Raw genomic sequence first — 24640 nt, 5'->3', positions numbered from 1 at the left:
CTCGCGGGACACCGCGCGGCCATCGAAGGTGTCGTCGCACGGTCTGCATACACTGACCGGCCGAAACGAGTATGACGAGTAGTTCGGCCGGTCCCGGCAGGAAGCAGAGACGACAGGTGACAGAAGCGATCCTCCTGGTCGGCGGCAAAGGCACCCGGCTCCGGCCGCTCACGGTGCACACACCCAAGCCGATGGTCCCGGCCGCCGGGGTGCCGTTCCTCACCCACCAGCTGGCGCGGGCGCGAGCGGCGGGCGTCGAGCACATCGTCCTCGCCACCAGCTATCTGGCCGAGGTCTTCGAGCCGTACTTCGGCGACGGCTCCGCGCTGGGCCTGCACATCGAGTACGTGACGGAGGAGGAGCCGCTCGGCACGGGCGGAGCCATCCGCAACGTCGCCGCCCGGCTGCACTCCGGCCCCGAGGACCCGGTGCTGATCTTCAACGGGGACATCCTGACGGGGCTGGACATCAGGGCCCTCGTGGACACCCACGAGTCGACGGGCGCGGACGTCTCGCTCCATCTGACGCAGGTGACGGACCCGCGCGCCTACGGCCTCGTGCCCACGGACGGGACCGGCCGCGTCCTGGCCTTCCTGGAGAAGCCGCAGACGCCGGAGGAGATCGTCACCGACCAGATCAACGCGGGGGCGTACGTCTTCCGCCGCTCGGTCATCGACACCATCCCGGCGGGCCGCCCGGTGTCCGTGGAACGCGAGACCTTCCCCGGCCTCCTGGCGGCCGGCGCCCATCTGCAAGGCATGGTCGACTCCACCTACTGGCTGGACCTCGGCACCCCGGCCGCCTTCGTCCGCGGCTCGGCCGACCTGGTCCTGGGCCGGGCCCCGTCCCCGGCGGTCCCCGGCCGCTGCGGCGACCAGCTCGTGCTGCCGACGGCCACGGTGGCACCCGACGCCAAGCTGACGGGCGGCACGGTGGTGGGCGAGGGCGCGTTCGTGGCGCAGGGCGCGCGGATCTTCGGCTCCACGATCCTGCCGGGCGCCGTCATCGAACCCGGCGCCGTCATCACCGACTCCCTCATCGGCACCCGCGCCCGCGTCGGCGAACGCTCCGTCCTCACCGGGACGGTCATCGGCGACGGCGCGATCGTGGGCGCCGACAACGAACTCCGCGACGGCGTGCGGGTCTGGTGCGATGCCCGGATCCCGGCGGGAGCGGTGCGTTTCTCTTCCGACCAGTAGAGGGCACCCGGAGCCTCGGCCACCGCCCATGGGGCTACGCCCTCGGACGCCCGTGGCCCAGGGGTCCCACTCGCCGGATGCCGTCGACCGGCCAGGGGTCCCACTCGCCGGATGCCGTCGGCCCGCCAGGGTCCAAGCCGCCGGATGCCGTCCGCGGCCCGCGGTGGGTCACCCGCGCAGTTCCCCGCGCCCCTGGGGCACTGCACCGCCGTCGGCCGCACAGTGCCGTTCGCCGCTGGGCCGGCCGCCCCCGCTTTGCTGCAAGCAGCCTGCCGCCGCAGCTGCGGGCAGTCGTGCCGCCGGGGCGGCACGGGTGGGCCGGGGGTAATCCCTCCGGGGGAGGCACCCCGCCAGCACCGGTGAGTGACACCCACCCCCGGCCGACCGCAGCGCCGCACACCCGGCCAGCGCCGGCAAGCGAGGCCAGTTGCCCAGACCGCGCCGGGTCACAGCAACCCGATGTCCACCCGCCGCATCTTCGGCTTACGTCGCGCCGGTACGTGCCCGCTCAGCAGGATCAACCGAGCCGCCCGATGCCGCTGCCCGGCATACGGCTCAAGCAAGCGCAGCATCTCCGCATCGTCGGCCTCCCGGTCCCCCGCCAGCGCCCACCCCACGATCCCGGGCAGATGCAGGTCCCCGACCGTCACCGCGTCCGCCGCCCCATGACTGCGCTGCACCACTTCCGCCGACGTCCATGGCCCCACCCCCGGCACGACCTCCAACCGCGCCCGAGCCTCGTCCGCCGGCATCCCCACCGCCTGCTCCAGCCGCGCAGCGACCCGTACGGCCCGCAGAATCGTGGACGCCCGCTTGTCGTCGACCCCGGCCCGGTGCCACTCCCAGGACGGAACCAGCGCCCAGGTCCGCGGCGCCGGCATCACCCACATCGCCCGTTCGCCGACCCCCGCGGGGCCCGGCGCCGACTCCCCGAACCTCCGGACGAGCCGCCGCCACGCCCGGTACGCCTCGTCGGTGGTGACCTTCTGCTCCAGCACGGACGGGATCAGCGACTCCAGCACCAGCCCGGTCCGGGTCAGCCGCAGCCCCGGCCGTCGGTGCCGCGCCAGCGCGACCAGCCGGTGCCGCGGCACGAACGCCTCGGGATCGTCACCGGCACCGAGCAGCTCCGGCAACTGCTCCAGCAGCCACGCGGCACCCGGCCCCCACGCCTCGCCGAGCACCTCACCGCCCTGTGCCCGCACCCGCAGCGTCCCCGGCCCGGCGGGCGTACGGCAGGCCCGCCACACGGAGCCGTCGGCCGTGGCCCGGAAGGTCGGGTCGGCGGGACCGCGCCGCAGCGGCCCGAGGGTCAGCCCGAGGTCCAGCGGCCCCTCAGGCACCCACCGCCGTACCCGCGCGGGCGCGACCGCCTGCCGTGGTATCCCGGCGGCGGCCCCCGCCGGCACGGCGACATGCCCGCCGCGCACGGTCGTACGCGTGGGCCGCTGGGGGAAACGTCCTGCCACGAAGGAGTCCTATGAGTCCGAGGGGTGCGGTGCCGTGCCGGTGCCGTCTACGAGACTAGGCGCTCGACGCGCCACCGGTGCCGCCCCGGAGCGGACCGGGCCGCGTCGAACTCACCGCACCTCCAGGAACGCCCCCGCGTCCCGCTCCGGTCGCGGTCTCGGCTCCTCCGCCGGGTGGCCGACCGCCACCGCTCCCATCGGGTCCCAGTGCGCCGGCAGCCGAAGCACCTCGCGCACCACGTCCCGGCAGAACATCGTGGACGACACCCACGCCGAGCCCAGCCGCTCCCCGGCCAGCGCGACCAGCAGGTTCTGCACGCCCGCGCCCATCGCGACGACGAACATCTCCCGCTCGGCACCGTCCCGCCGGGCGTCGCCGTAGGTGTGCGAGCCGTCCATGACGAGGCACGGCACGACCAGGTACGGGGCGTTGCGCAGCACGTCACCGCGCCGGATCCGCTTCGCGATGGACTCCTCGCTCTTGCCGTCGCGGCGCAGGTCCTCGATCCAGGCGTCCCGCATCGCGTCGAGCAGCCGTACCCGCGACTCCTCCGACTCCAGCAGCACGAACCGCCACGGCGTGGTGTGGTGCGGGGCGGGCGCGGTGACGGCGGCGGCCACTGCGCGCCGGACCGCGCCGGGGTCCACCGGCTCGTCGGTGAACGCCCGCACGGTGCGGCGCTGGGTCACGGCCTCCCGCACGGCCTCGGAGGTGCCGAGCCGGAACATGTCGTCCCGCGCGCCGCGCACCAGGGCCCGGGCCCCCTCCCCGGGCTGGTCGGCCACGGTGTGGGGCAGCCCGCGCACCACGGCCACCGGCAGGCCCGCCGCCTTGCCCTTGACCAGGTCACCGGCGGCGGCCAGCTCGTCCGCCGTGGCGACGACGGTCGCGCTGAGCGGGTTGCCGTACCCGTCCGTGCCCCCGCGCAGGTCGTCCAGCACGCGCACCCCGGCGGCGCCGATCGCGACATCGGTGAGCCCCGCGCGCCAGGGCCGCCCGAACGTGTCACTGACGACGACGCCGACGTCGACGCCGAGGGCGGCGCGCAGGCCGGCCCGGATCGCGCGCGCGGACGCGTCCGGGTCCTCGGGCAGCAGGAGCACGGTCCCGGCGGGAGTGTTGGAGGCGTCGACCCCGGCGGCGGCCATGACCAGGCCCTGCCGGTTCTCCACGATGCGCAGCGGGCCGCGCCGGGCCACGACCCGGACCGTCTCGGCGTCGATCGCGGCCTCCCGGTCGGCCGCCCGCACGATGCGGCCCTCGGCCTTGGAGACGATCTTCGAGGTGACGATCAGCACATCGCCGTCGGCCAGTCCCGGCTCGGTCGCGGCGATCAGCTTGGCGAGGTCGTCGCCAGGCCGCACCTCGGGGATACCGGACAGGGCCCACACGCGGTACCCGGGCCGTCCGGCCCCGGCGGACGCCGTGTCGCTCACGCCCCCCGCACCTCCTCGGCCAGCGCCAGCGCCTCCCGTGCCATCCGCGCCGCCGCGTCCACGTCGGTCATCATCAGCGGTACGGCCCGGCAGCGGATGCCGTCCGCCTCGACCCGCTCGACCGCGCCCGCGTCGACGGTGTCGACCAGCCAGCCGTCCAGCAGCCCGGAGCCGTAGTGCTCGGCGACCGCGGCGGCCGTGGACTCCACGCCGACGGCGGCCAGCACCTTGTCGGCCATGCCGCGCACGGGCGCGTCGCCGACGATCGGGGACAGGCCGACCACGGGCACGCCCGCCTCGGCGATGGCCTCGCGGATGCCGGGCACGGCGAGGATCGTGCCGATGGACACGACCGGGTTGGACGGCGGGAAGAGGATCACGTCCGCCTCGGCGATGGCCTCCAGCACGCCCGGGGCCGGTTTGGCCTGCTCGGCGCCGACCGGGACGACCGCCCCGGCCGGGACGGAGGCCCGCAGCCGCACCCAGTACTCCTGGAAGTGGATCGCCTTGCGCTCCCCGTCCAGCTCGACGGCCACGTGCGTCTCGACGCGGTCGTCGGTCATCGGGATCAGCCGCACGCCCGGCTTCCAGCGGTCGCACAGCGCCTCGGTGACCGCGCTCAGCGGATAGCCGGCGCCCAGCATCTGCGTCCGCACGATGTGCGTGGCGAAGTCCCGGTCGCCGAGCCCGAACCATTCCGGGCCGACGCCGTAGGCCGCCAGTTCCTCCTTGAGGTGGAAGGTCTCGTCCGTCCGCCCCCAGCCCTGCTCCTCGTTGATGCCGCCGCCCAGCGTGTACATCACCGTGTCCAGGTCCGGGCAGACCTTGAGCCCGAAGAGGTGGATGTCGTCGCCGGTGTTGCCGATGACCGTGACGTCCGCGTCCGGCACGGCCCGCTTCAGACCGCGCAGGAAACGGGCACCGCCGATGCCGCCTGCCAGAACCACAATGCGCATGGGAGCAAGTCTCGCAGGCCGGTCCGACAACGCGTCAGGCAGTCACCGGACGCGCCCCGCCGTGCGCCTCGTCGTGCGCCTCGCAGTGGGGAGAGGTGTGCATGGGCATCTCGGTCAGGCCGGGGTAGTACACGTGCAGGCTGACCGCCGGTTCCAGCGCGTCGTTGACGACCTCGTGCACGTAGCCCGGCGCGAACACCCGCTGCGCGCCCGCCGCCAGCGCGTGCGTGCCGCGCTCGGTGCGTTCGGTGAGGGTGCCCTCCAGGACGGTGAGGACACCGGACGAGCGCCCGTGGTCGTGCCGCCCGCTGCCCTGCCCGGGGACCCAGGACAGCAGCCACACCTCGTAGCCGGGGCCGGTGCGCAGCCGGTGGTACCAGCGGGTGGTGGCGTCGTAGCGGACGAGGTGCGCCCACTGGGCGCGGTCGGCGGCGATCGAGCGGGCGAGGCCCGCGAACTCGGCGACCGTGGCCGGGTGCTCGCGCGGCGGCTGGAGCAGGTGCGGGACTTCGAGGATGTCGCCGGCGATCTGGAGGTCGTTGTCGCTGTTCATCGGGGTTCGGTGGTCCTCGGTGAAGAGTGGGGGGCTGGAGCCGGGTGTGGTGCTGGGTGACGCGTACGGTCCGCCCGGGTCACGGGCGGGCGGGGTGCCCTGGATGAGGGATCACGGAGCGTGGAGACGCGGCCGGGCCGGGATGGGCTCGGGGACAGCCGGAGCGGCTTGGCTCAACAGCTGGAACAGCAACAACAGCTACAGCGCGCGCGGGCGGCACCGAGGGACCCGGCGGTGCGGGTCGAGGTGGGTGCCAAGTTCGCGAGCATGCCCACTAGGACATCGGTTCACACCCGCACTGTCAACTCGACGCCCGGTATGTGGGACATGTTTCACCTCATCCGGTTCATCTGAAAAGTGAAAGGTTTGCTCACCGGGGGGTCGGGACACATGGGGCACATCCGAGCGCTTGAGCCTCGCGGAACGGGATCGAACGCGGAGGCGTCTTTCCCCGTACAGAGATCTGTACGGGGTCGTGACCGCCCCCCGGGGTCCTGCTGCGTGTCAAGGTTTATGCCGATTTGAACACTTTCCGCACGGCCTTGGTTCCGCAGAGTGAATAACGGACCCAATAGCAGATCTCGGCTTGACTCGCCCGGAGCAGCACACTTGTAATTTCACTCGTGTCGTTCAGCCGAAATCGGTAACGGCTACGCACGGGGACGCGAAAGACAGACGAGGGGCGCACATGACCGAGCTGGTGCAGCAACTGCTGGTCGACGACGCGGACGAGGAACTCGGCTGGCAGGAGCGCGCGCTGTGCGCCCAGACCGACCCCGAGTCCTTCTTCCCCGAGAAGGGCGGCTCCACCAGAGAGGCCAAGAAGGTCTGCCTCGCCTGCGAGGTCCGTTCCGAGTGCCTCGAGTACGCCCTCGCGAACGACGAGCGCTTCGGCATCTGGGGCGGCCTGTCCGAGCGGGAACGCCGCCGTCTGAAGAAGGCCGCCGTGTGACCGTACGGCCGGCCACCAACGTCGCGAACGGCCCGTCGCCAGTGGGTTATCCACAGGCGGCGGGCCGTCGTCATGGCCAGCCGATAGTGTGGTCGCTCGTCCGAGACGCCCCGCTGTCCCGACGCGGTCGATCCGCTCGACGCACGGGGAGGCACAGGCGTCCACCGCAGTCCATCGAACCGGGGCCCGTACCTCGATGTCCGTGCACAGCCATACGGCAGCCCAAAGCGGCACCGCCACAGCAGCGTTCGACCCAGCCCGCCCGCCCGAGTTCCCGCGTCATGTGGTGACCGCGGTCCTCGTCTCGCACGACGGCGCCCGCTGGCTGCCCGACGCGCTCGCCGGGCTGCTCGGCCAGGAGCGCCCCGTCCAGTACGCGGTGGCCGCCGACACCGGCAGCGCGGACGACTCCGCCCGGCTGCTCACCGACGCCCTCGGCGACGCCAACGTGCTGCACCTGGCCCGCCGTACCGGCTTCGGCCAGGCCGTGGAGGAGGCGAGCCGCACCGCGCCCCTCCTCACCCCGGAGGACCTGCCGTACCTCAAGCGCCCCAGCGGCTGGGACCCGGTCACGCGCAGCTGGCGCGACGACGCCTACGACCTGCCCGAACTGCCGCACGGCGAGCCCGTCCAGTGGCTGTGGCTGCTGCACGACGACTGCGCCCCCGAACCCGACGCCCTCGCCCAGCTGCTGCGCGTCGTCGACAACGAACTCGAACTCGGCCGCACCGACGTCGCCGTCGTCGGCCCCAAGCTGCGCGGCTGGTACGACCGCCGTCAGCTGCTGGAGGTCGGCGTCTCCATCGCCAACTCCGGCCGCCGCTGGACCGGCCTGGACCGCCGTGAGCAGGACCAGGGCCAGCACGACCACGTCCGCACCGTGCTGTCCGTCTCCACCGCCGGCATGCTCATCCGCCGCGACGTCTTCGAACAGCTCGGCGGCTTCGACCGCCGGCTGCCCCTCATGCGCGACGACGTCGACCTGTGCTGGCGCGCCCACACGGCCGGCCACCGCGTCCTGGTCGCCCCCGACGCCGTCGTCCGGCACGCCGAGGCCGCCTCCCGCGAGCGCCGCACGGTCGACTGCGCGGGCCGCACCACCGCCTCCCCGCACAAGGTCGACAAGGCGGGCGCCGTCTACACCCTGCTCGCCAACACCCGTACGGCCGCGCTGCCCTGGGTCCTGCTGCGGCTGCTCCTCGGCACCGTCCTGCGCACCCTCGCCTACCTCGTCGGCAAGGTCCCCGGCCAGGCCGTCGACGAGATCCGCGGCCTGCTGAGCACCCTGCTGCGGCCCGAGCGGATCATCGCCGCCCGGCGCGGCCGCGGCCCCGCCCAGATCGACAAGGGGGAACTGCGCCAGCTGTTCCCGCCGCCCGGCGCCACCATCCGGGCCACCGTGGAGCAGATCGCGGGCAACTTCTCCAGCGGCACCGACGGCGACACCGCCTCGGCCGGCCGGCACGGCGGCGCCGTGGAGTCCGGGCCCGGCGGCGACGACGCCGAGTTCCTGGAGGTCGAGCAGTTCGCCCGGCTCAAGCGGATCGCCCGCAGACCCGGCCCGGTGCTCTTCCTCGCGCTGCTGCTCATCTCCCTCGCCGCCTGCCGCGCCCTGCTCGCCGGCGGCGCGCTCGCCGGCGGGGCCCTGCTGCCCGTCCCGGCCGGCGCCGGCGACCTGTGGTCCCGCTACCTGGACGCCTGGCACCCGGTCGGCGTCGGCGGCAGCCCGTCCGCGCCCCCGTACCTGGCGATCGTCGCCACCCTCGCCTCGATCCTGTTCGGCTCCACCGGACTCACCGTCACCGTCCTGCTCGTCTGCTCGGTGCCGCTCGCCGGGTTCACCGCCTACTTCGCCTCCCGGCCCCTGGTCACCTCCCGGCTGCTGCGCGCCTGGGCGGCCATCGCCTACGCCTTCCTGCCCGCCACCACCGGCGCCCTGGCCGGAGGCCGCATCGGCACTGCCGTCCTCGCCGTGCTGCTGCCGCTCATCGCCCGCGCGGGCATCGCCGCGAGCGGCCTGGCCGGCCGCACCGGCGCGCGCGGCAGCTGGCGCGCCACCTGGGCGTACGCGCTGCTGCTGACCATCACCACCGCCTTCACCCCGATCGTCTGGCCCATCGCCCTGCTGCTCGGCCTCGGCGTACTGGTGCTGCGCCGCCGCGACCTCGTCGCCCACGGCCTGCGCTTCCTCGCCCAGCTCGGCACCCCGCTGCTGCTCCTCGCCCCCTGGTCGCTGACCCTCCTGCCGACCGGCTTCTTCCAGGAGGCCGGCCTGGAGTACGGCCCCTCGGCCGCCTCCGCGCTCGATCTGCTCGGCGCCGCGCCCGGCGGCCCCGGCACCGTGCACGGCCTGATGCTCATCGGCATCGTGCTCGCCGCGCTCGCCGCCCTGCTGCGCTCCGAGCGGCAGCTGGGCATCCGCACCGCCTGGGCCGTCGCCCTGACCGGCCTCGTCTTCGCGGTCCTGTCCAACAAGTCCGCCTGGGCCGGACCGGCGACCCTCGTCTACGGCATCGCCCTGCTGGCCGCCGCCGCCCTCGGCGCCGACGGCGCACGCGCGCGCGTGGCCGAGCAGAGCTTCGGCTGGCGCCAGCCGGTCGCCGCCCTGATCGCCTTCGCCTCGGCCGCCGGCCCGCTGCTCGTCGCCGCCGGCTGGATGATCCGCGGCGCCGACGGCCCGCTGGAGCGCCGCGACCCGGCCCAGGTGCCCGCGTTCGTCGCGGAGGACTCCAGCGGCGGCGACCAGGCCCGCACCCTGGTCCTCGACAGCGACTCCACCGCGCGCGTGCGCTACACCCTGGTCCGCGGCTCCGGCGCCCGCATGGGCGACGCCGAACTCACCGCCGCCGACGGCGACAACGCCCGCCTGGACAAGACCGTCGCCAACCTCGTCGCCGGCTCGGGCGCCGACCAGGCCGACGAACTCGGCGGCTTCGCCGTGCGGTACGTCCTCGTCCACAAGGGCGCCCCGCGCGACATCACCCGCGTCCTCGACGCCACCCCCGGCCTGGCCCGGCTCAGCCAGCAGAACGGCAGCGCCCTGTGGCGCGTCGACCAGGAGGTCGGCCGCGCGGCCATCGTGCCCGCCTCCGGCTCGGGCAAGGCCCAGCCGGTCACCGCGGGACCGGTGGAGATCCACACGACGATCCCCTCCGGCTCCGGCAGCCGCGTCCTGCGCCTCGCCGACAGCGCCGCCGAGGGCTGGACGGCCACCCTCGACGGCAAGCCGCTCACCCGGACCACGGTCGACGGCTGGGCCCAGGGCTTCCAACTCCCCTCCGGCGGCGGCAGGCTGGACGTCACCTACGACGCCCCGATCGCCCACACGGCCTGGCTCCTGGCACAGGGCGCGCTCGCCGTCGTCCTGGTCGTCCTCGCCCTGCCCGGCCGCCGCCGCGACGTCGACGACGACCTGCCCGAGGAGCAGCCCCTGCCCGTCCAGGCCACCGCGGGCGAGGGCCGCCGCGCCCGCCGCCTGCGCGCCCAGGCGGAGGAGAGCGCCGCCGAGGAACAGCCCGGCACGCCTCAGCCCGAGCAGGCCCCGGCCGCCGTGCCGCACCAGCAGGCGTACGACACGGGTGTCCCCCCGGCCGAGCGGAACGAGGACTGGGGGAGCGACCCGGCCACCTACGGGCACGCCGAGACCGCCGGGCACGCCGAGTACGCCGGGTACCCCGGGTACGGCGCGGACCCGTACGGGACCGCCACCGGCTACGACCAGCAGTCGTACCAGCAGCCCGACCCCTACCAGACGGCCCCGTACGACCCGTACGGCTACAGCGGCACCTCCGACCAGATGCCGTACGACCCGGCGGCCTACCAGCAGGGCTACGACCCGGCCTACGACCCCGCCCAGCAGGGCTATGACCCGGCCCAGTACCCCGACCCCCACGGCACCGGCAGCCAGCGCCCCGACGGGAGCCAGCAGTGAACCGCACCACCCTGTCCCTGATCGCCGGCACGGCCGCGCTGGCCGCCGTCACCGCGTTCGCCGCGACCGACTCGCCGTCCGCGTCCGGCGCCACCGCACCCCAGGCGGCGGCCCGGCTGCCCGTGGAGCGCACCAGCCTGCTGTGCCCGGCGCCGAGCACGTCGGACGTCGCCGACACGGCGTACACGTCGTTCACGCCGGTCACCGAGGGTGCCGGGAGCGGCGGCAAGGCCCGACTCCAGCCGGCCGTCGGGCAGTCGGCCGACGGCACGGACGGCAGCAAGGGCGGCAAGGGCGCCGGGAAGAAGTCCGACGAGCCGGTGCTCACCCCGAAGGCACCGGGCACGCCGGCCACCGGAGAGATCTCCGGCGCCGACGCGCCCGCGCTCGTCGGCACCGCGGACGGCAGGTTCGCGTCCGGCTGGACCGTCCAGGAGACCACCGAGGTCGCCGTAGGCAGCGGCCGGGGCCTGCTCGGCGTCAACTGCACAGGCGCGGACACCGAGTTCTGGTTCCCGGGCGCCGGCACGGCCGCCGGCCGCACGGACTACGTCCATCTGACCAATCCCGACGACTCCGCCGCCGTGGTCGACATCGAGCTGTACGGCAAGGACGGCGCGATCAAGTCCCCGCTGGGCGAGAACCTCACCGTCAAGCCGCACGCGAGCGAGCCGATCCTGCTCTCCACGCTCACCGACGAGCGGCAGACCGACCTGACCGTGCACGTCAGCGTGCGCAGCGGCCGGGTCGGCGCCGCCGTGCAGGCCCTGGACGACAAGGCGGGCGGCGACTGGCTGGCCGCCGCCACCGACCCGGCCGGCAGCCAGGTCCTGCCCGGCATCCCGAAGGACGCCACCGACGTCCGCCTGATCGCCTTCGCCCCCGGCGACGACGACGCCGACCTGAAGATCCGCCTGGCCTCGCCCAGCGGCCTGATCACCCCGGCCGGCCACGAGACCCTGCACGTCAAGGCCGGCATGACCACGGCGGTCGATCTCGGCGACGTCACCCGTGGCGAGGCCGGTTCGCTGTTCCTCACCCCCACCGACCAGAGCGTCCCGGTCGTCGCGGCGCTCCAGGTGGTGCGCGGCAAGGGCGACAAGAAGGAGACGGCGTTCATCCCGGCCACGGCCGCCGTCGGCACGCGCGCGACCGCGGCCGACAACAGCGCGAAGGGCACGACGCTCGCCCTGACGGCCCCCACCGGCACGGCCACCGTCAAGGTGACGGCGTCGGCGGGCAGCGAGGGCGGAACCGCGGTGACCAAGACGTACACGATCAAGTCCGGCACCACCCAGGACGTCGACGTCCCCGTCCCGTCGGGCCTGAAGGGCACGTACGCCCTCACGGTCGAACCCGTCTCCGGCGCCCCCGTCTACGCCTCCCGCACCCTCGCGGCCACCGAGGGGGGCGTCCCCGCCTTCACCGTCCAGACCCTCCCGAACGACCGCGGAACGGTGTCGGTACCGACGACGGAGCAGGACCTGTCGATCCTCCAGAAGTGAGGGGCCGGGGCGGCCGATCACCGTCGGGCGAACCCGCCCCGCCCGGCCCGGCACCGGCACCGGGCGCCGGTGGGAGCGCCCTAGTCCTCCCCGTACCGGGGGTCCACGGTCTCCGGCGTCAGCCCCAGCAGCTCGGCGACCTGCTCCACGACCACCTCGTGCACCAGCGCGGCCCGCTCGTCGCGCCCCTTGGTGCGGATCTCCACCGGCCGCCGGTACACGACCACCCGTGCCCGCCGCCCGTCCCGCGCGGGGACGATCCCCCCGAGCGGAACGGCGTCGTCCGTCCATGCCGCCTGATCCCCGCGCCCCTCCAGCCGGGGCACCTCCAGCACCAGGAAGTCGATGTCGGCCAGTTGCGGCCACCGCCGCTCAAGACGTTCCACGGAGTCCTGCACCAGGTCCGCGAACACCTCGGCGCGGCTGGCCGCCAGCGGCACCTGCGGCGGCGCGATCGGCCCTCGCATGCCCCGCCCGTGGCGATCACGGCGACGGGGCCCGGGGCCGGCGGCACGGGGCGGTACACGGTTGTCCATCACTGGTGAAGGGTAGTCCCCGCGCCCTCCGCACGTCCGGCTCCGTGCGGCAACCGGCCCATGCCTCCGCATGTCACAGGATGACCATTTCAGCCAAGGTCTGGCTCGTTTCCGTAACTCTCCGAGACCGCCGAACTCAAGGCAATTGACGGTGTTTGTACCGGCTCATGACCGGACACGGTCCCGCCCGGCACCCGCCGGACATGCGTCCATGCAGGTCAACGAAGTCCGCTCAAAGGGGTGTGTGGGGCGTTTCACAGCACGACACGGGGGAGTGACCTGGTGGAGAGTCGTCGCGGCCCGCTCAAGAGTGCGGTACCGTCCAACGTCGTGAGCCCTGTACGTCGCTGTTCGCGCACCGCCTGCGGCCGACCCGCCGTCGCGACGCTGACGTACGTCTACGCCGACTCGACCGCGGTCCTCGGCCCGCTCGCCACCTACGCCGAACCCCACTGCTACGACCTGTGCGCCGAGCACTCCGAGCGCCTCACCGCCCCGCGCGGCTGGGAGGTCGTACGACTCCTCGACGCCTCCGCGCCCGCGCGGCCCAGCGGGGACGACCTGGAAGCCCTTGCCAACGCCGTGCGCGAGGCGGCCCGCCCGCAGGAGCGCGCGGCCGAGGCGGGCGGCGGCGGATCGCGCGCCGCCGACCCCATGGAGGTCGCCCGCCGCGGCCACCTGAGGGTCCTGCGCTCCCCGGACAACTGAGCGCGTCGGCCGGCCGGCACCACGCCTGAGGCCCCACCGCGCGCCACGGCCGAACGCCACCCCGCGCCACCCCCGCCCCGCGTGACGGTCGGACCCTCCGGGCGTTACGGAAGAGGGCCCACCGAGCGTCCGGCCGGTGTCCGCGCGGGCGCCCTCGCTCCCGACGGGTAGTTTGTGGGCACCCATAGGACTTCAGGAGGGTTGGCCGTGACTGCTGATCTGTCGCAGATCGTGAAGGCGTACGACGTGCGCGGAGTGGTCCCGGACCAGTGGGACGAGGCACTGGCCGGACTCTTCGGCGCCGCCTTCGCGGAGGTGACGGGAGCGACGGCCATCGTCGTCGGCCACGACATGCGGCCCTCGTCCCCCGGCCTCTCCCGCGCCTTCGCGCGCGGCGCGGCGGACCGCGGTGCGGACGTCACCGAGATCGGCCTGTGCTCCACGGACCAGCTGTACTACGCCTCCGGCGCGCTGGACCTGCCGGGCGCGATGTTCACGGCCTCCCACAACCCGGCCCGGTACAACGGCATCAAGCTGTGCCGCGCGGGCGCCGCCCCCGTCGGCCAGGACACGGGTCTCGGGCAGATCCGCGAACGCGTCGAGCGCTGGCTGGCGCAGGGCGCCCCGGACCCCGTGGACCGGCCGGGAACCCTCTGCGCGCGCGAGACGTTGGAGGATTACGCGGCGTACCTCCGCTCCCTGGTCGACCTCACCGCCATCCGCCCCCTGAAGGTCGTGGTCGACGCCGGCAACGGCATGGGCGGCCACACGGTCCCCCCGGTCTTCGCCGGCCTGCCCCTGACCCTCGTCCCGATGTACTTCGAACTGGACGGCACCTTCCCGAACCACGAGGCCAACCCGCTCGACCCGGCCAACCTGGTGGACCTCCAGAAGCGGGTCCCGGCGGAGGGCGCCGACCTCGGCATCGCCTTCGACGGCGACGCCGACCGCTGCTTCGTCGTGGACGAGAACGGCGACCCGGTCTCCCCGTCCGCGATCACCGCGCTGGTCGCCGCCCGCGAACTGGCCCGCAACGGCGGCAGGGGCACGGTCATCCACAACCTGATCACGTCCCGCACGGTCCCGGAGGTGGTGAAGGAGAACGGCGGCACCCCCGTCCGCACCCGCGTCGGCCACTCCTTCATCAAGGCGGAGATGGCCCGCAGCGGCGCGATCTTCGGCGGCGAGCACTCCGCCCACTACTACTTCAAGGACTTCTGGAACGCCGACACGGGCATGCTGGCCGCCCTGCACGTCCTCGCCGCCCTCGGCGGCCAGGAGGGCCCGCTGTCCGCCCTGGTCGCCCAGTACGACCGCTACGCCGGTTCCGGCGAGATCAACTCCACCGTCGCCGACCAGTCCGCCCGCCTCGCCGCGATCCGCACCGCGTACGAGGGCCGCGCCGGCGTCACCCTCGACGACCTCGACGGCCTCACGGTCGCCGCGGCCGACTGGTGGTTCAACGTCCGCCCGTCCAACACGGAACCGCTCCTCCGCCTGAACGCCGAGGCGAAGGACGAGGCCACCATGACGAAGATCCGCGACGAGGCACTGGCGATCATCAGGGGCTGAGCGGCCTGCCCATGAGCGGTACGCTGACCAGGCATATGCACAGACACCCGTACGCCCTCTGAAGGGACAGCACATGCCGCTCGAAGCCGGCCTCCTGGAGATCCTCGCCTGCCCGGCCTGCCATGCCCCCCTGAAGGAGCAGGACACCGAGCTGATCTGCACGGGCCAGGACTGCGGCCTCGCCTACCCGGTCCGCGACGGCATCCCGGTCCTGCTGGTCGACGAGGCCCGCCGCCCCGAGTGACGGGGCCCGTCACCTCGTAGCACCCCAGGATCCCGGCGATCGGAGGCTGCCGCCCATGCTGGACGAATCGCTGCTCGACACCCCGGAGGGCCTCGCGGAGGCCGACCACCGGGGTCTGCTCCGCGGCGCGGCGGAGGCCGGCGCCCGCGTGCGCACCGCCGCCCGGCACGCCACCGAGGCCGGCGTCGGCGAGCTCAAGCCCGATGGCCGCCCCCGCGCGGTCCTCATCGCGGGCCCCGGCGCCGCCGCCACCCACACCGCCGACCTCCTCGGCACCCTGGCCGGCCCCGGCAGCCCCGTCGTCCGGCTCGCCCCGGCCGGCGTCGCCCCGGCCGCGGGCGCCCTGCGCTGGGAACTCCCGGGCTGGGCCGGCTCCGTGGACCTGCTGCTGATCGCCACCCCGGACGGCAGCGAACCGAGCCTGTCCCTCCTCGCCGACCAGGCATACCGCCGTGGCTGCTCGGTCGTCGCCGTGGCCCCGCCCCGCACCCCGCTCGCCGAAGCGGTCGCCGGCGCGCACGGCCTGTTCGTACCGATGGCGACGGCGCCGTACGACCAGGAGGAACCGCTCGCCGCGTCCTCCCCGGGCGTCTTCTGGGCGCTGCTGACCCCGCTGCTCGCGCTCCTGGACCGGATCGGCCTGATCGCCGCCCCGCCGGACGCCCTGGAGAAGGCCGCCGACCGCCTCGACCACATCGCGGAGCGCTGCGGCCCCGCCATCGCGACCTACAGCAACCCGGCGAAGACCCTCGCCGCCGAACTCGCCGACGCGCTCCCCCTGGTGTGGACGGAAGGGCCCTCGGCCGGTCCGGCGGGCCGCCGCTTCGCCGCCGCGCTCGCCGAACTCGCCGGCCGCCCCGCCCTGGTCGCCGAACTGCCCGAGGCGCTCGCCGCGCACAGCGCCCTGCTGGCCGGCCCGCTCGCCGCCAGCGCCGACCCGGAGGACTTCTTCCGCGACCGCGTCGAGGAGCCGCCCGCGCTGCACGCGCGCGTGGTGCTGCTCCGCGACCGCCCGATCAGCGGCCTCACCGCCGCCCCCGCCGCCCGTGACGTGGCCCTCAGCCACGACACCGCGATCAGCGAACTCGAACCGGAGGAGGGCGGCGAACTGGAGACCCTCGCGGAACTGATCGCCGTCACGGATTTCGCCGCCGTTTACCTGGCACTCGCTTCCGGGGCCTGATCCTGCTCCGGGCCGGACGACCCCGAGCCCGCCCCGCCCCCGGCACCGCGACCGGCACAGTCGCCGGTGCGGCCGAGCAGCGTACGTACGGAGACAGAGAAGACACATGGACCGCCTCGACAACACCATCCGCCCCTACGCCTGGGGTTCTCCCACCGCCATACCGCACCTCCTCGGCGTCGAGCCGACCGGGGAACCCCAGGCGGAGATGTGGATGGGCGCGCATCCGGGCGCCCCGTCACGCACCGCGCGCGGGACCCTCGCCGAGGTCATCGACGCCGACCCGGAGCGGGAACTCGGCGCCCGCGCGGTCGCCAGGTTCGGCCCCCACCTGCCGTTCCTGCTCAAGATCCTCGCCGCCGGCGCGCCCCTGTCCCTCCAGGTGCACCCCGACCTGAAGCAGGCCAAGGAGGGGTACGCCGACGAGGAGCGGCGCGGCATCCCGGTCGACGCCCCCTACCGCAACTACAAGGACGCCAACCACAAGCCCGAACTGATCTGCGCCCTCACCGAGTTCGACGGCCTGTGCGGTTTCCGCGACCCGGTCCAGGCCGCCGACCTGCTCGACGGACTCGGCGTCGACTCCCTCAAGCCCTACATCGACCTGCTGCACGCACACCCCGCGGAAGCGGCCCTGCGCGAGGTCCTCACCGCGATCCTCAGCGCCGACCCGGAGGAGATGGCCCACGCGGTCGCCGAGACCACCGCCGCCTGCACCCGCCTCGGCGGTGCCTACGCCCCCTACGGCGACATCGCCCGCCACTACCCTGGCGACCCCGGCGTCATCGCGGCCATGCTGCTCAACCACGTCCGGCTCCAGCCCGGCGAGGCCCTGTACCTCGGCGCCGGCATCCCGCACGCCTATCTCAACGGCCTCGGCGTCGAGATCATGGCCAACTCCGACAACGTCCTGCGCTGCGGCCTGACCCCCAAGCACGTCGACGTCCCCGAACTCCTGCGGATCGTCCGCTTCGAGCCCATGGACCCGGGCGTGCTGCGCCCGGAGGCCTCCCCGGAGGGGGAGGAGGTCTACGAGACCCCGATCGACGAGTTCCGGCTCTCCCGGTACGTCCTCCCCGAGGGCGGCGCCGCCCACGACCTCACCCGGGACACCTCGCAGATCCTGCTCTGCACGGCCGGCACCGTCCGGGCCGGCGAGTACGAACTGCGCCCCGGCCAGTCGGTCTTCGTTCCGGCCGGCGAGCAGGCAAAGATCAGCGGCGCGGGCACCGTCTTCCGCGCCACCGTGATCGTGTGACCGAGGCCGTGGACGGCCTGTGGATCATATGACCGGGGTTGTGGATACCTGACGCACCAGTGCCCGGCCGGGCTGCAAGAATGGCCCACCGGCAAAGGCCGGGCAAAGCCGGGCACTCGTCCGGACGGACGCACCAGGACGACAGAGGCGAAGGGACAACGCGACCACATGAGCGCGTCAGGCGGTACCAAGGCGATCGTGGCGGCACTCGGCGCCAATCTCGCCATCGCGGCATCGAAGTTCGTGGCGTTCGCGTTCAGCGGCTCCTCCTCGATGCTCGCCGAGGGCGTCCACTCGCTCGCCGACTCCGGCAACCAGTTCCTGCTGCTCGTCGGCGGCAAGAAGGCGCAGCGCCAGGCGAGCCCGCAGCACCCCTTCGGCTACGGCCGCGAGCGGTTCATCTACGCCTTCCTCGTCTCGATCGTCCTCTTCTCCATCGGCGGCATGTTCGCCATCTACGAGGGCTACGAGAAGGTCCGCCACCCGCACGACCTGGAGCACTGGTACTGGCCGGTCGGCGTCCTCGTCTTCGCGATCATCGCCGAGGGCTTCTCCTTCCGCACGGCCATCAAGGAGTCCAACGGCCTGCGCGGCACGCTCTCCTGGAAGGAGTTCATCCGCCGCGCCAAGGCACCCGAGCTGCCCGTCGTCCTCCTGGAGGACTTCGGCGCGCTCATCGGCCTGGTCCTCGCCCTCGGCGGCGTCGGCCTCTCCCTGCTCACCGGCGACGGCGTCTGGGACGGCGTCGGCACCCTCTGCATCGGTGTCCTGCTCGTCCTGATCGCCCTCGTCCTGGCCGCCGAGACCAAGTCGCTGCTGCTCGGCGAGGCCGCCGGGCTCGACGACATAAAGAAGATCGAGGCCGCGATCGTCGACGGCGACACCGTCACCCGCATCATCCACATGCGCACCCTCCACCTCGGTCCGGAGGAGCTGCTGATCGCCGCGAAGATCGCCGTCCAGCACGACGACACGGCCACCGAGGTCGCCGGCGCCATCAACGCCGCCGAGGCCCGCATCCGCGCCGCCGTCCCCATCGCCCGCGTCATCTACCTGGAACCGGACATCTACAGCGAGGCCGAGGCCGCCAAGGGCCCGGACCCGGCGGCGACCCCGGGCGGCCCGACCCCGCACCCGGCGGGTCACTGAGCAAGCCGGGCGGTACGCCCCTCAGCCCTGAGCCGGCTGCGTGGGCCAAGGCGCCGGCGGCACCGTCGGCGCCTTCCGCCGCCGCACCACCACGGCGGCGATCCCCAGCCCGGCACCGGTGAGGACCAGCAGATCGCCCACGAGCAGGACCGTGCCCAGCAGAGCTGGACCCGTACGGTCGTCCGTCACCCGCCCCCGCACGGCGTCCACCGGCACGGTCCCGCCGTGATCGGCGGCGAAGAAGCGGGAGTCCATCGAGTCGGACCGGTGGTCACCCATCAGGAACAGCCGGCCCCGCGGCACCTTCACGTCGTACGGCCGGTGCACACCGTCGGCGTCCCCCTCGTAGACATACGGCTCCCTGACCGGCTCGTCGTTCACGGTGACCCGCTCCTCGGAGCCCACGGTCGTGCAGCACGCCACACGGTCACCGCCCACGCCGATCACCCGCTGCATGAAAACACCCTCGGCCCGGTAGCGCCCGGGCATCGAGAACACCACGACGTCCCCGCGCCGCACCTCACTCCCGTCCACCCGCTCCCAGATGATCCGGTCACCCCGCTGGTACGTCGGCTCCATGTTCCGGCTCGGCTGCGTGCCCGTGCCGTACGCGCCGCGCCCGTAGACGAAGGCACCGCCGGCCAGCACCACACCCAGCAGCCCCACCATCAGCGCCGCGACCCCCAGTCCCCGCCCTCTGCCCGCCATGTCCCGCCCCTCCCCACGCGGCCCGTCCGCGGCGCGGAGGACAGCGGCCCTCTGTGAACGTTCTGCGCCGCCGGGCTCGCCGTGACCGCTCGACGCGCCCTGATCCGTCACCGGCCCCCGCCGACGAAAACGCCGCGCGCCCGACCCATCGAATGCTCAGGCGGACTGGGGCCGACCGGGCCGACCGTGTAGCTTGGGACGGAGCCAGACGTCGCTGCTGATGGCGGTCGGGCGGTCCCGCGCGGACCGACCGAGGGAGAGAGGGCCTCCGACGGACTGCGCTGCGCGTACGCGGGCATGCCTGTGTCCTCTTCTTGGGCACCCCTGTGTCCGCCGCCGCGCAGACCAGCCGTACCCACCTCGACCCAACCCCGAGGAGCAGCTCGTAATGACGACTGTCGAGAACCGACAGGACTTCAAGGTCGCCGACCTCTCGCTGGCCGAGTTCGGCCGCAAGGAGATCACCCTCGCCGAGCACGAGATGCCCGGCCTGATGGCGATCCGCAAGGAGTACGCCGAGGCCCAGCCGCTCGCCGGCGCCCGCGTCACCGGCTCGCTGCACATGACCGTGCAGACCGCCGTGCTCATCGAGACCCTGGTCGCCCTCGGCGCCCAGGTCCGCTGGGCCTCCTGCAACATCTTCTCCACCCAGGACCACGCCGCCGCCGCCATCGCGGTCGGGCCGAACGGCACGCCGGACAACCCGCAGGGCGTCCCGGTCTTCGCCTGGAAGGGCGAGACCCTGGAGGAGTACTGGTGGTGCACCGAGCAGGCACTGACCTGGCCGGACAGCCCCACCGGCGGTCCGAACATGATCCTGGACGACGGTGGTGACGCCACCCTCCTCGTCCACAAGGGCGTCGAGTACGAGAAGGCCGGCGAGGTCCCCGCCCTCGACACCGCCGAGTCCGACGAGCACCGCGTCATCCTCCAGCTGCTGCACCGCACCCTGGGCGAGAACCCCCAGAAGTGGACCCAGCTCGCCTCGGAGATCCGCGGCGTCACCGAGGAGACCACCACCGGTGTCCACCGCCTGTACGAGATGCAGCGCGACGGCGTCCTCCTCTTCCCGGCGATCAACGTCAACGACGCCGTCACCAAGTCGAAGTTCGACAACAAGTACGGCTGCCGCCACTCCCTGGTCGACGGCATCAACCGCGCCACCGACGTCCTGATCGGCGGCAAGACCGCCGTCATCTGCGGCTACGGCGACGTGGGCAAGGGCTGCGCCGAGTCCCTGCGCGGCCAGGGCGCCCGCGTGATCGTCACCGAGATCGACCCGATCTGCGCCCTCCAGGCCGCGATGGACGGTTACCAGGTCACGACCCTCGACGAGGTCATCGACAAGGCCGACATCTTCATCACCACGACCGGCAACAAGGACATCATCATGGCCTCGGACATGGCCAAGATGAAGCACCAGGCCATCGTCGGCAACATCGGCCACTTCGACAACGAGATCGACATGGCCGGCCTCGCCAAGGTCCCCGGCATCGTCAAGGACGAGGTCAAGCCGCAGGTCCACACCTGGACCTTCCCCGACGGCAAGAAGATCATCGTGCTGTCCGAGGGCCGCCTGCTGAACCTGGGCAACGCCACCGGCCACCCGTCGTTCGTGATGTCCAACTCCTTCGCGGACCAGACCCTGGCCCAGATCGAGCTGTTCACCAAGCCCGACGCGTACCCGATCGGCGTCTACGTGCTGCCCAAGCACCTCGACGAGAAGGTCGCCCGCCTCCACCTGGACGCGCTCGGCGTCAAGCTCACCAAGCTGCGCCCGGAGCAGGCCTCGTACATCGGCGTGGAGGTCGACGGCCCGTACAAGCCGGACCACTACCGCTACTGATCCGGCGATCGCGTAGTCCGGCCCGCCGGGGGAGTGCGCCGGTGCACCGACGCACCCTCCCCGGCAGCAGGTCCTCCGAGGCAGGCCCCCCGCACCCCCGTGCCGGGGGCCTGCCCCTTTGGTTCCCTGAGGGCCTGCCCCTCCGGCCACCGGAGTGCCTGCCCCTCGGCGCCCCGACCCATGGCTTCCGGGACCAGGAGTCTTAGGGAGCCAGGAATCTGCGGGACCCCTCGCCGCACTCGCCGCACCGCTTCCGGACCCATGCCTCCCGGCCGGATCAGCCCGTCAAAACCCAGGACCCCCATGCCCCGCGGCCGTTATTCGCTCCACGATCCGCACGATCACACCCCCCTCGCGGACGAACACTTCCAGTGCGCCCCCGGCCCGTCCGGCTGGCGCTATGTCTCCCGGCTGACCGGCCCCGCCGGCGACCACCGCGGCTCGGTCGACCTCGCCCTGGACGACCTCGGCCGTCCCCTCCGCCTCGAACTCCACGCGGGTGACTGGCAGGTGCGCGGCGCCGCCCTCGACGGCGTCACCTGGGTCCGCACCGACCCCACCGGCACCCAAGCCACCGAAGGCAATGTGCGCGCCCACGCCTTCACCGGCACGTCCCCCGCGTTCCTCGTCGCCACCGCCCGGCTCCTGCGCCTCACCCCCTCGTCCGCCGCGACCCGCGTACGCCTCGTGGCCTTCACCGACCCCGTCCTCGCCCCCCGCACCGTGGACCAGTCCTGGGCTCTGGTGAACAGCGAAGCACACGCCACTGACAGCGGCCCCCTGACCGTGGACGAATACCAGGTCACAGCCCTGGACACCGGGGAACAGCACACCGTCCACATCGCCGGCGACGTCGTCCTCGCCGCGCCAGGGATCGAGCTGGAAGACCTCCAGTCCCCACCGTCGCGATTCGACTGACCCCGGTACCTCCGGCGGCCCCGGGTGCGGCGAGCACGGTGGGACCACACTCCGCGCCTACGCCGGCGGCGCGAACCCCGTGGCCGGCCGGTCGGCCCGCGACTCCTCCCGCGGCGGCGCCGACGAGGTGGCGAGAGGGGCCTGCGGCGGCTGCGGTGCGGCTCCGTATGCCATCCGCGGTACCGGTGGAGCGAAGCCGCCGGACGGCGCGCCGCCGCCCCTTCCGAACGCCTGCCGGGCCTCACGGGACTGCCGCTCGTGCACCACGGCCGCCAGGAAAGCGGCGGGAGGCAGATCCCGCGGCACCGGCGTCCCGGTCCGCTCCGCGAGGTCGGCCGCCAGCCGCTGCGCCATGCCCGTCGAGACCTGCGGATCAAGCTGCCGCATCCGCGTCAGGTACTGCCGGACGGCGAGCCACAGCCCCTCCGGGACCGCCGACAGGTCCAGCCCGGCGAACCGCCCCACGAGCCACGGCGGCGGAGGCGGAACGAAGCCGGCCCGCCCGGCGGGTATCCGCTCCCGCACGACCAGGGTGCCCGCGAAAACGTCCCCGAGCCGTCGCCCCCGGGCCGAGACCAGCGAGGCGATAGAGGCCACCACCCCGAACGTCATCAGGATCTCCACCACTCCGATCGCGCCCCGCACCAGCGCGTGCCGGAAGCGGATCGGCCCACCGTCGTCCCGCACCACCCGGAGCCCGAACGCCAGCTTCCCCAGCGAACGCCCGCGACTGAGCGTCTCGACGGCTATCGGCCCGCCGACCAGCACCAGCAGAAACGTCGCGATCGACAGCGCCAGCTGCGCGGCCTCGTCCAGCGAAGCCGTCGACACGGCCAGCACCATCAGCACGACGATGTACGCGACCACCGTCACGACCAGGTCCAACAACACGGCCAGCGCCCTGCTCGGCAGCTTCGCGGGCCGCAGTTCGAGCGCCACCGCCTCGCCCGTCACCAGCTCACTCACGCCCGCCGCCCTTCCCTGGTCTGCCCCCTGAACCGCAAGTCTGCCAAGCTGAGGGCGCGTCGCGCCGCAGTACGACAAGCTGACAGCAAGCCCGAGCACCCACGACGAGCCGTGGACGACCAGCCGAGGAGCAGGCAGACCCGATGGACCTGGACGTCTTCGTCTCCGTACACCGAGCCGAATGGGACCGGCTCGATGCACTGCTCGGCCGCCGACGCCGGCTCACCGGCGCCGAAGCAGACGAACTCGTCGTCCTCTACCAGCGCACCGCCACCCACCTGTCCCTCATCCAGTCGAGCGCTCCGGACCCGCAACTGACCGGGCGGCTCAGCCGGCTCGTGGCACGCGCGCGCAGCACCGTCGCCGGCACCCGCCGCGCCTCCTGGCGAGACGTCACGCGCTTCCTCGGCCAGGGCTTCCCGGCCGCCGTCTACCGCACCCGTCACTGGTGGGTGCCCACCGCGCTGGTCTCCACCGCCGTCGCCATCCTCCTGGGCTGGTGGATCGGCACCCACCCCGAGGTGCAGTCGTCCATCGCGGCACCCGGCCAGCTGCGCGAGCTGACCCGGCCCGGCGGTGAGTACGAGACCTACTACTCCAGCCATCCGGCAGCCGCCTTCGCGGCCCAGGTGTGGACGAACAACGCCCAAGCGGCGGCGATGTGCCTGGTCCTGGGCGTCTTCCTCGGGCTGCCCGTCCTCTGGATCCTCTTCCAGAACATGCTCAACCTGGGCGTCGGCTTCGGCCTCATGTCCTCGGCCGGCCGCCTCGACACCTTCCTCGGCCTGGTCCTCCCGCACGGCCTGCTCGAACTGACCGCGGTGTTCGTCGCCGCCGGTACGGGCCTGCGCCTCGGCTGGACCGTCATCGACCCCGGCCCGCGCACCCGGCGCGCGGCGCTCGCGGAGGAGGGACGGGCCGCCGTCGGCATGGCGATCGGACTCGCCCTGGTCCTGTTCGTCTCCGGAGCCATCGAAGGCTTCGTCACCCCCTCCGGCCTGCCGACCTGGGCCCGCATCGGCATTGGTGTCGCGGCCGAGCTGGGGTTCCTGGCGTACGTCTACGTACTGGGCGGACGTGCCGCACGCGCAGGTGAGACGGGCGATCTCGAAGCGATGGACCGCAGCGCATCGGTCCCCACGGCCGCCTGACGGCCGGCGGATGTGCGCTCGACCCCTGTGAGCTGCTAATCTCCTCTTCGCCCCACGAGAGCCGTTGACACGGAGGGAGTGGGGAGGTAGATTCAAACAGTTGCCCGGAGCTGGACAAGCTCCCCGGCGGCCGATAGAATCCATGAGCTTCCTCAGAAGTCCTGAGTGACATTCCGAGAAGCACCCCCCGATTACTCAGAAATGAGCGGCTGGTTCGACCGGCCAAAAACTTCTGATAAAGTCGGAACCGCCGGAAAGGGAAACGCGAGAGCGGGAACCTGGAAAGCACCGAGGAAATCGGATCGAGAAAAGATCTGATAGAGTCGGAAACGCAAGACCGAAGGGAAGCGCCCGGAGGAAAGCCCGAGAGGGTGAGTACAAAGGAAGCGACCGTTCCTT

At 73.2% G+C, this 24640-nt stretch carries 20 protein-coding genes; 13 read left to right on the top strand and 7 right to left on the bottom strand.

Features of this window, described 5'->3' with window-relative positions:
• Positions 1-116: 116 nt before the first annotated feature.
• A complete protein-coding gene (manB, locus tag IE294_RS30860; protein WP_189891509.1) occupies positions 117-1199 on the top strand; it encodes a mannose-1-phosphate guanylyltransferase in 1083 nt (360 codons plus the stop codon).
• Positions 1200-1645: 446 nt separating this feature from the next.
• Here the strand turns inward: manB and IE294_RS30855 are convergent, their stop codons facing one another.
• The 4 genes from IE294_RS30855 to IE294_RS30840 form a co-directional block, all read right to left on the bottom strand.
• Entirely contained in the window at positions 1646-2668 is a 1023-nt protein-coding gene (locus tag IE294_RS30855; protein WP_189891507.1) for a DNA-3-methyladenine glycosylase family protein, read from the bottom strand.
• A gap of 111 nt (positions 2669-2779) precedes the next feature.
• Positions 2780-4105: a coenzyme F420-0:L-glutamate ligase gene (locus IE294_RS30850; protein ID WP_189891505.1), complete on the bottom strand. Its 1326-nt coding sequence runs from the start codon at positions 4103-4105 to the stop codon at positions 2780-2782.
• Positions 4102-5061 (bottom strand): 2-phospho-L-lactate transferase, encoded by a 960-nt coding sequence (gene cofD / locus IE294_RS30845; protein WP_189814207.1) that lies wholly within the window; start codon positions 5059-5061, stop codon positions 4102-4104. Before cofD ends, IE294_RS30850 begins: the two co-directional genes overlap by 4 nt.
• A 34-nt stretch (positions 5062-5095) precedes the next feature.
• Positions 5096-5614 carry a cysteine dioxygenase gene (locus IE294_RS30840; RefSeq protein WP_189891503.1) on the bottom strand — a complete coding sequence of 173 codons (519 nt, stop codon included), beginning with the start codon at positions 5612-5614 and terminating at the stop codon, positions 5096-5098.
• Positions 5615-6302: 688 nt separating this feature from the next.
• Here IE294_RS30840 and IE294_RS30835 point away from each other — a divergent pair.
• The 3 genes from IE294_RS30835 to IE294_RS30825 all read left to right on the top strand — a co-directional run bounded on the left by IE294_RS30835 (position 6303) and on the right by IE294_RS30825 (position 12002).
• Entirely contained in the window at positions 6303-6566 is a 264-nt protein-coding gene (locus IE294_RS30835) for a WhiB family transcriptional regulator (protein WP_003975777.1), read from the top strand.
• Between the two features lie 196 nt (positions 6567-6762).
• Positions 6763-10497 carry a glycosyltransferase family 2 protein gene (locus IE294_RS30830; protein WP_229917439.1) on the top strand — a complete coding sequence of 1245 codons (3735 nt, stop codon included), beginning with the start codon at positions 6763-6765 and terminating at the stop codon, positions 10495-10497.
• Entirely contained in the window at positions 10494-12002 is a 1509-nt protein-coding gene (locus tag IE294_RS30825) for a DUF5719 family protein (protein ID WP_189891501.1), read from the top strand. The genes IE294_RS30830 and IE294_RS30825 overlap by 4 nt, the downstream gene beginning before the upstream one ends.
• An 80-nt stretch (positions 12003-12082) precedes the next feature.
• Here IE294_RS30825 and IE294_RS30820 read toward each other — a convergent pair whose 3' ends face one another.
• A complete protein-coding gene (locus IE294_RS30820; RefSeq protein WP_189891499.1) occupies positions 12083-12469 on the bottom strand; it encodes a metallopeptidase family protein in 387 nt (128 codons plus the stop codon).
• Positions 12470-12820: 351 nt separating this feature from the next.
• Here IE294_RS30820 and IE294_RS30815 point away from each other — a divergent pair, with 351 nt between their 5' ends.
• From IE294_RS30815 to IE294_RS30790, 6 genes are all read left to right on the top strand, one after another.
• Positions 12821-13246 (top strand): DUF3499 domain-containing protein, encoded by a 426-nt coding sequence (locus IE294_RS30815; protein WP_014673095.1) that lies wholly within the window; start codon positions 12821-12823, stop codon positions 13244-13246.
• Positions 13247-13453: 207 nt separating this feature from the next.
• Positions 13454-14818, top strand: coding sequence for a phosphomannomutase/phosphoglucomutase (locus tag IE294_RS30810; RefSeq protein ID WP_189891497.1), 1365 nt, complete (start codon positions 13454-13456; stop codon positions 14816-14818).
• A 73-nt stretch (positions 14819-14891) separates the two neighbouring features.
• Complete coding sequence (locus tag IE294_RS30805) at positions 14892-15062, top strand: Trm112 family protein (RefSeq protein WP_014673093.1); 171 nt, start codon at positions 14892-14894, stop codon at positions 15060-15062.
• 55 nt (positions 15063-15117) lie between these two features.
• Positions 15118-16245, top strand: a complete 1128-nt coding sequence (locus tag IE294_RS30800) for an SIS domain-containing protein (RefSeq protein WP_189891496.1) — start codon at positions 15118-15120, stop codon at positions 16243-16245.
• Between the two features lie 106 nt (positions 16246-16351).
• Entirely contained in the window at positions 16352-17503 is a 1152-nt protein-coding gene (gene manA, locus IE294_RS30795) for a mannose-6-phosphate isomerase, class I (RefSeq protein WP_189891494.1), read from the top strand.
• A 168-nt stretch (positions 17504-17671) separates the two neighbouring features.
• Entirely contained in the window at positions 17672-18652 is a 981-nt protein-coding gene (locus tag IE294_RS30790; RefSeq protein WP_189891493.1) for a cation diffusion facilitator family transporter, read from the top strand.
• A gap of 21 nt (positions 18653-18673) precedes the next feature.
• Here the strand turns inward: IE294_RS30790 and lepB are convergent, their stop codons facing one another.
• Positions 18674-19231, bottom strand: coding sequence for a signal peptidase I (gene lepB / locus IE294_RS30785; RefSeq protein WP_189891627.1), 558 nt, complete (start codon positions 19229-19231; stop codon positions 18674-18676).
• Positions 19232-19748: 517 nt separating this feature from the next.
• On the opposite strand from lepB, the gene ahcY reads away from it, so the two are divergent.
• Positions 19749-21206 carry an adenosylhomocysteinase gene (gene ahcY / locus IE294_RS30780; RefSeq protein ID WP_189891492.1) on the top strand — a complete coding sequence of 486 codons (1458 nt, stop codon included), beginning with the start codon at positions 19749-19751 and terminating at the stop codon, positions 21204-21206.
• A gap of 303 nt (positions 21207-21509) precedes the next feature.
• Positions 21510-22124 carry a hypothetical protein gene (locus IE294_RS30775; RefSeq protein ID WP_189891491.1) on the top strand — a complete coding sequence of 205 codons (615 nt, stop codon included), beginning with the start codon at positions 21510-21512 and terminating at the stop codon, positions 22122-22124.
• A 57-nt stretch (positions 22125-22181) separates the two neighbouring features.
• On the opposite strand, the gene IE294_RS30770 is transcribed toward IE294_RS30775, so the two are convergent.
• Positions 22182-23090: an RDD family protein gene (locus IE294_RS30770; protein WP_189891490.1), complete on the bottom strand. Its 909-nt coding sequence runs from the start codon at positions 23088-23090 to the stop codon at positions 22182-22184.
• A 143-nt stretch (positions 23091-23233) separates the two neighbouring features.
• Between IE294_RS30770 and IE294_RS30765 the strand changes: the two genes are divergently transcribed.
• Positions 23234-24241 carry a stage II sporulation protein M gene (locus IE294_RS30765; RefSeq protein ID WP_189891489.1) on the top strand — a complete coding sequence of 336 codons (1008 nt, stop codon included), beginning with the start codon at positions 23234-23236 and terminating at the stop codon, positions 24239-24241.
• The last annotated feature ends 399 nt before the right edge of the window (positions 24242-24640 follow it).

Origin of the sequence: Streptomyces canarius (assembly GCF_014650735.1) — a bacterium.
GTDB lineage: Bacteria > Actinomycetota > Actinomycetes > Streptomycetales > Streptomycetaceae > Streptomyces > Streptomyces olivaceoviridis.
The sequence above is the reverse complement of the archived record's forward strand: the minus strand, read 5'-3'. Positions and strand labels throughout refer to the sequence as shown.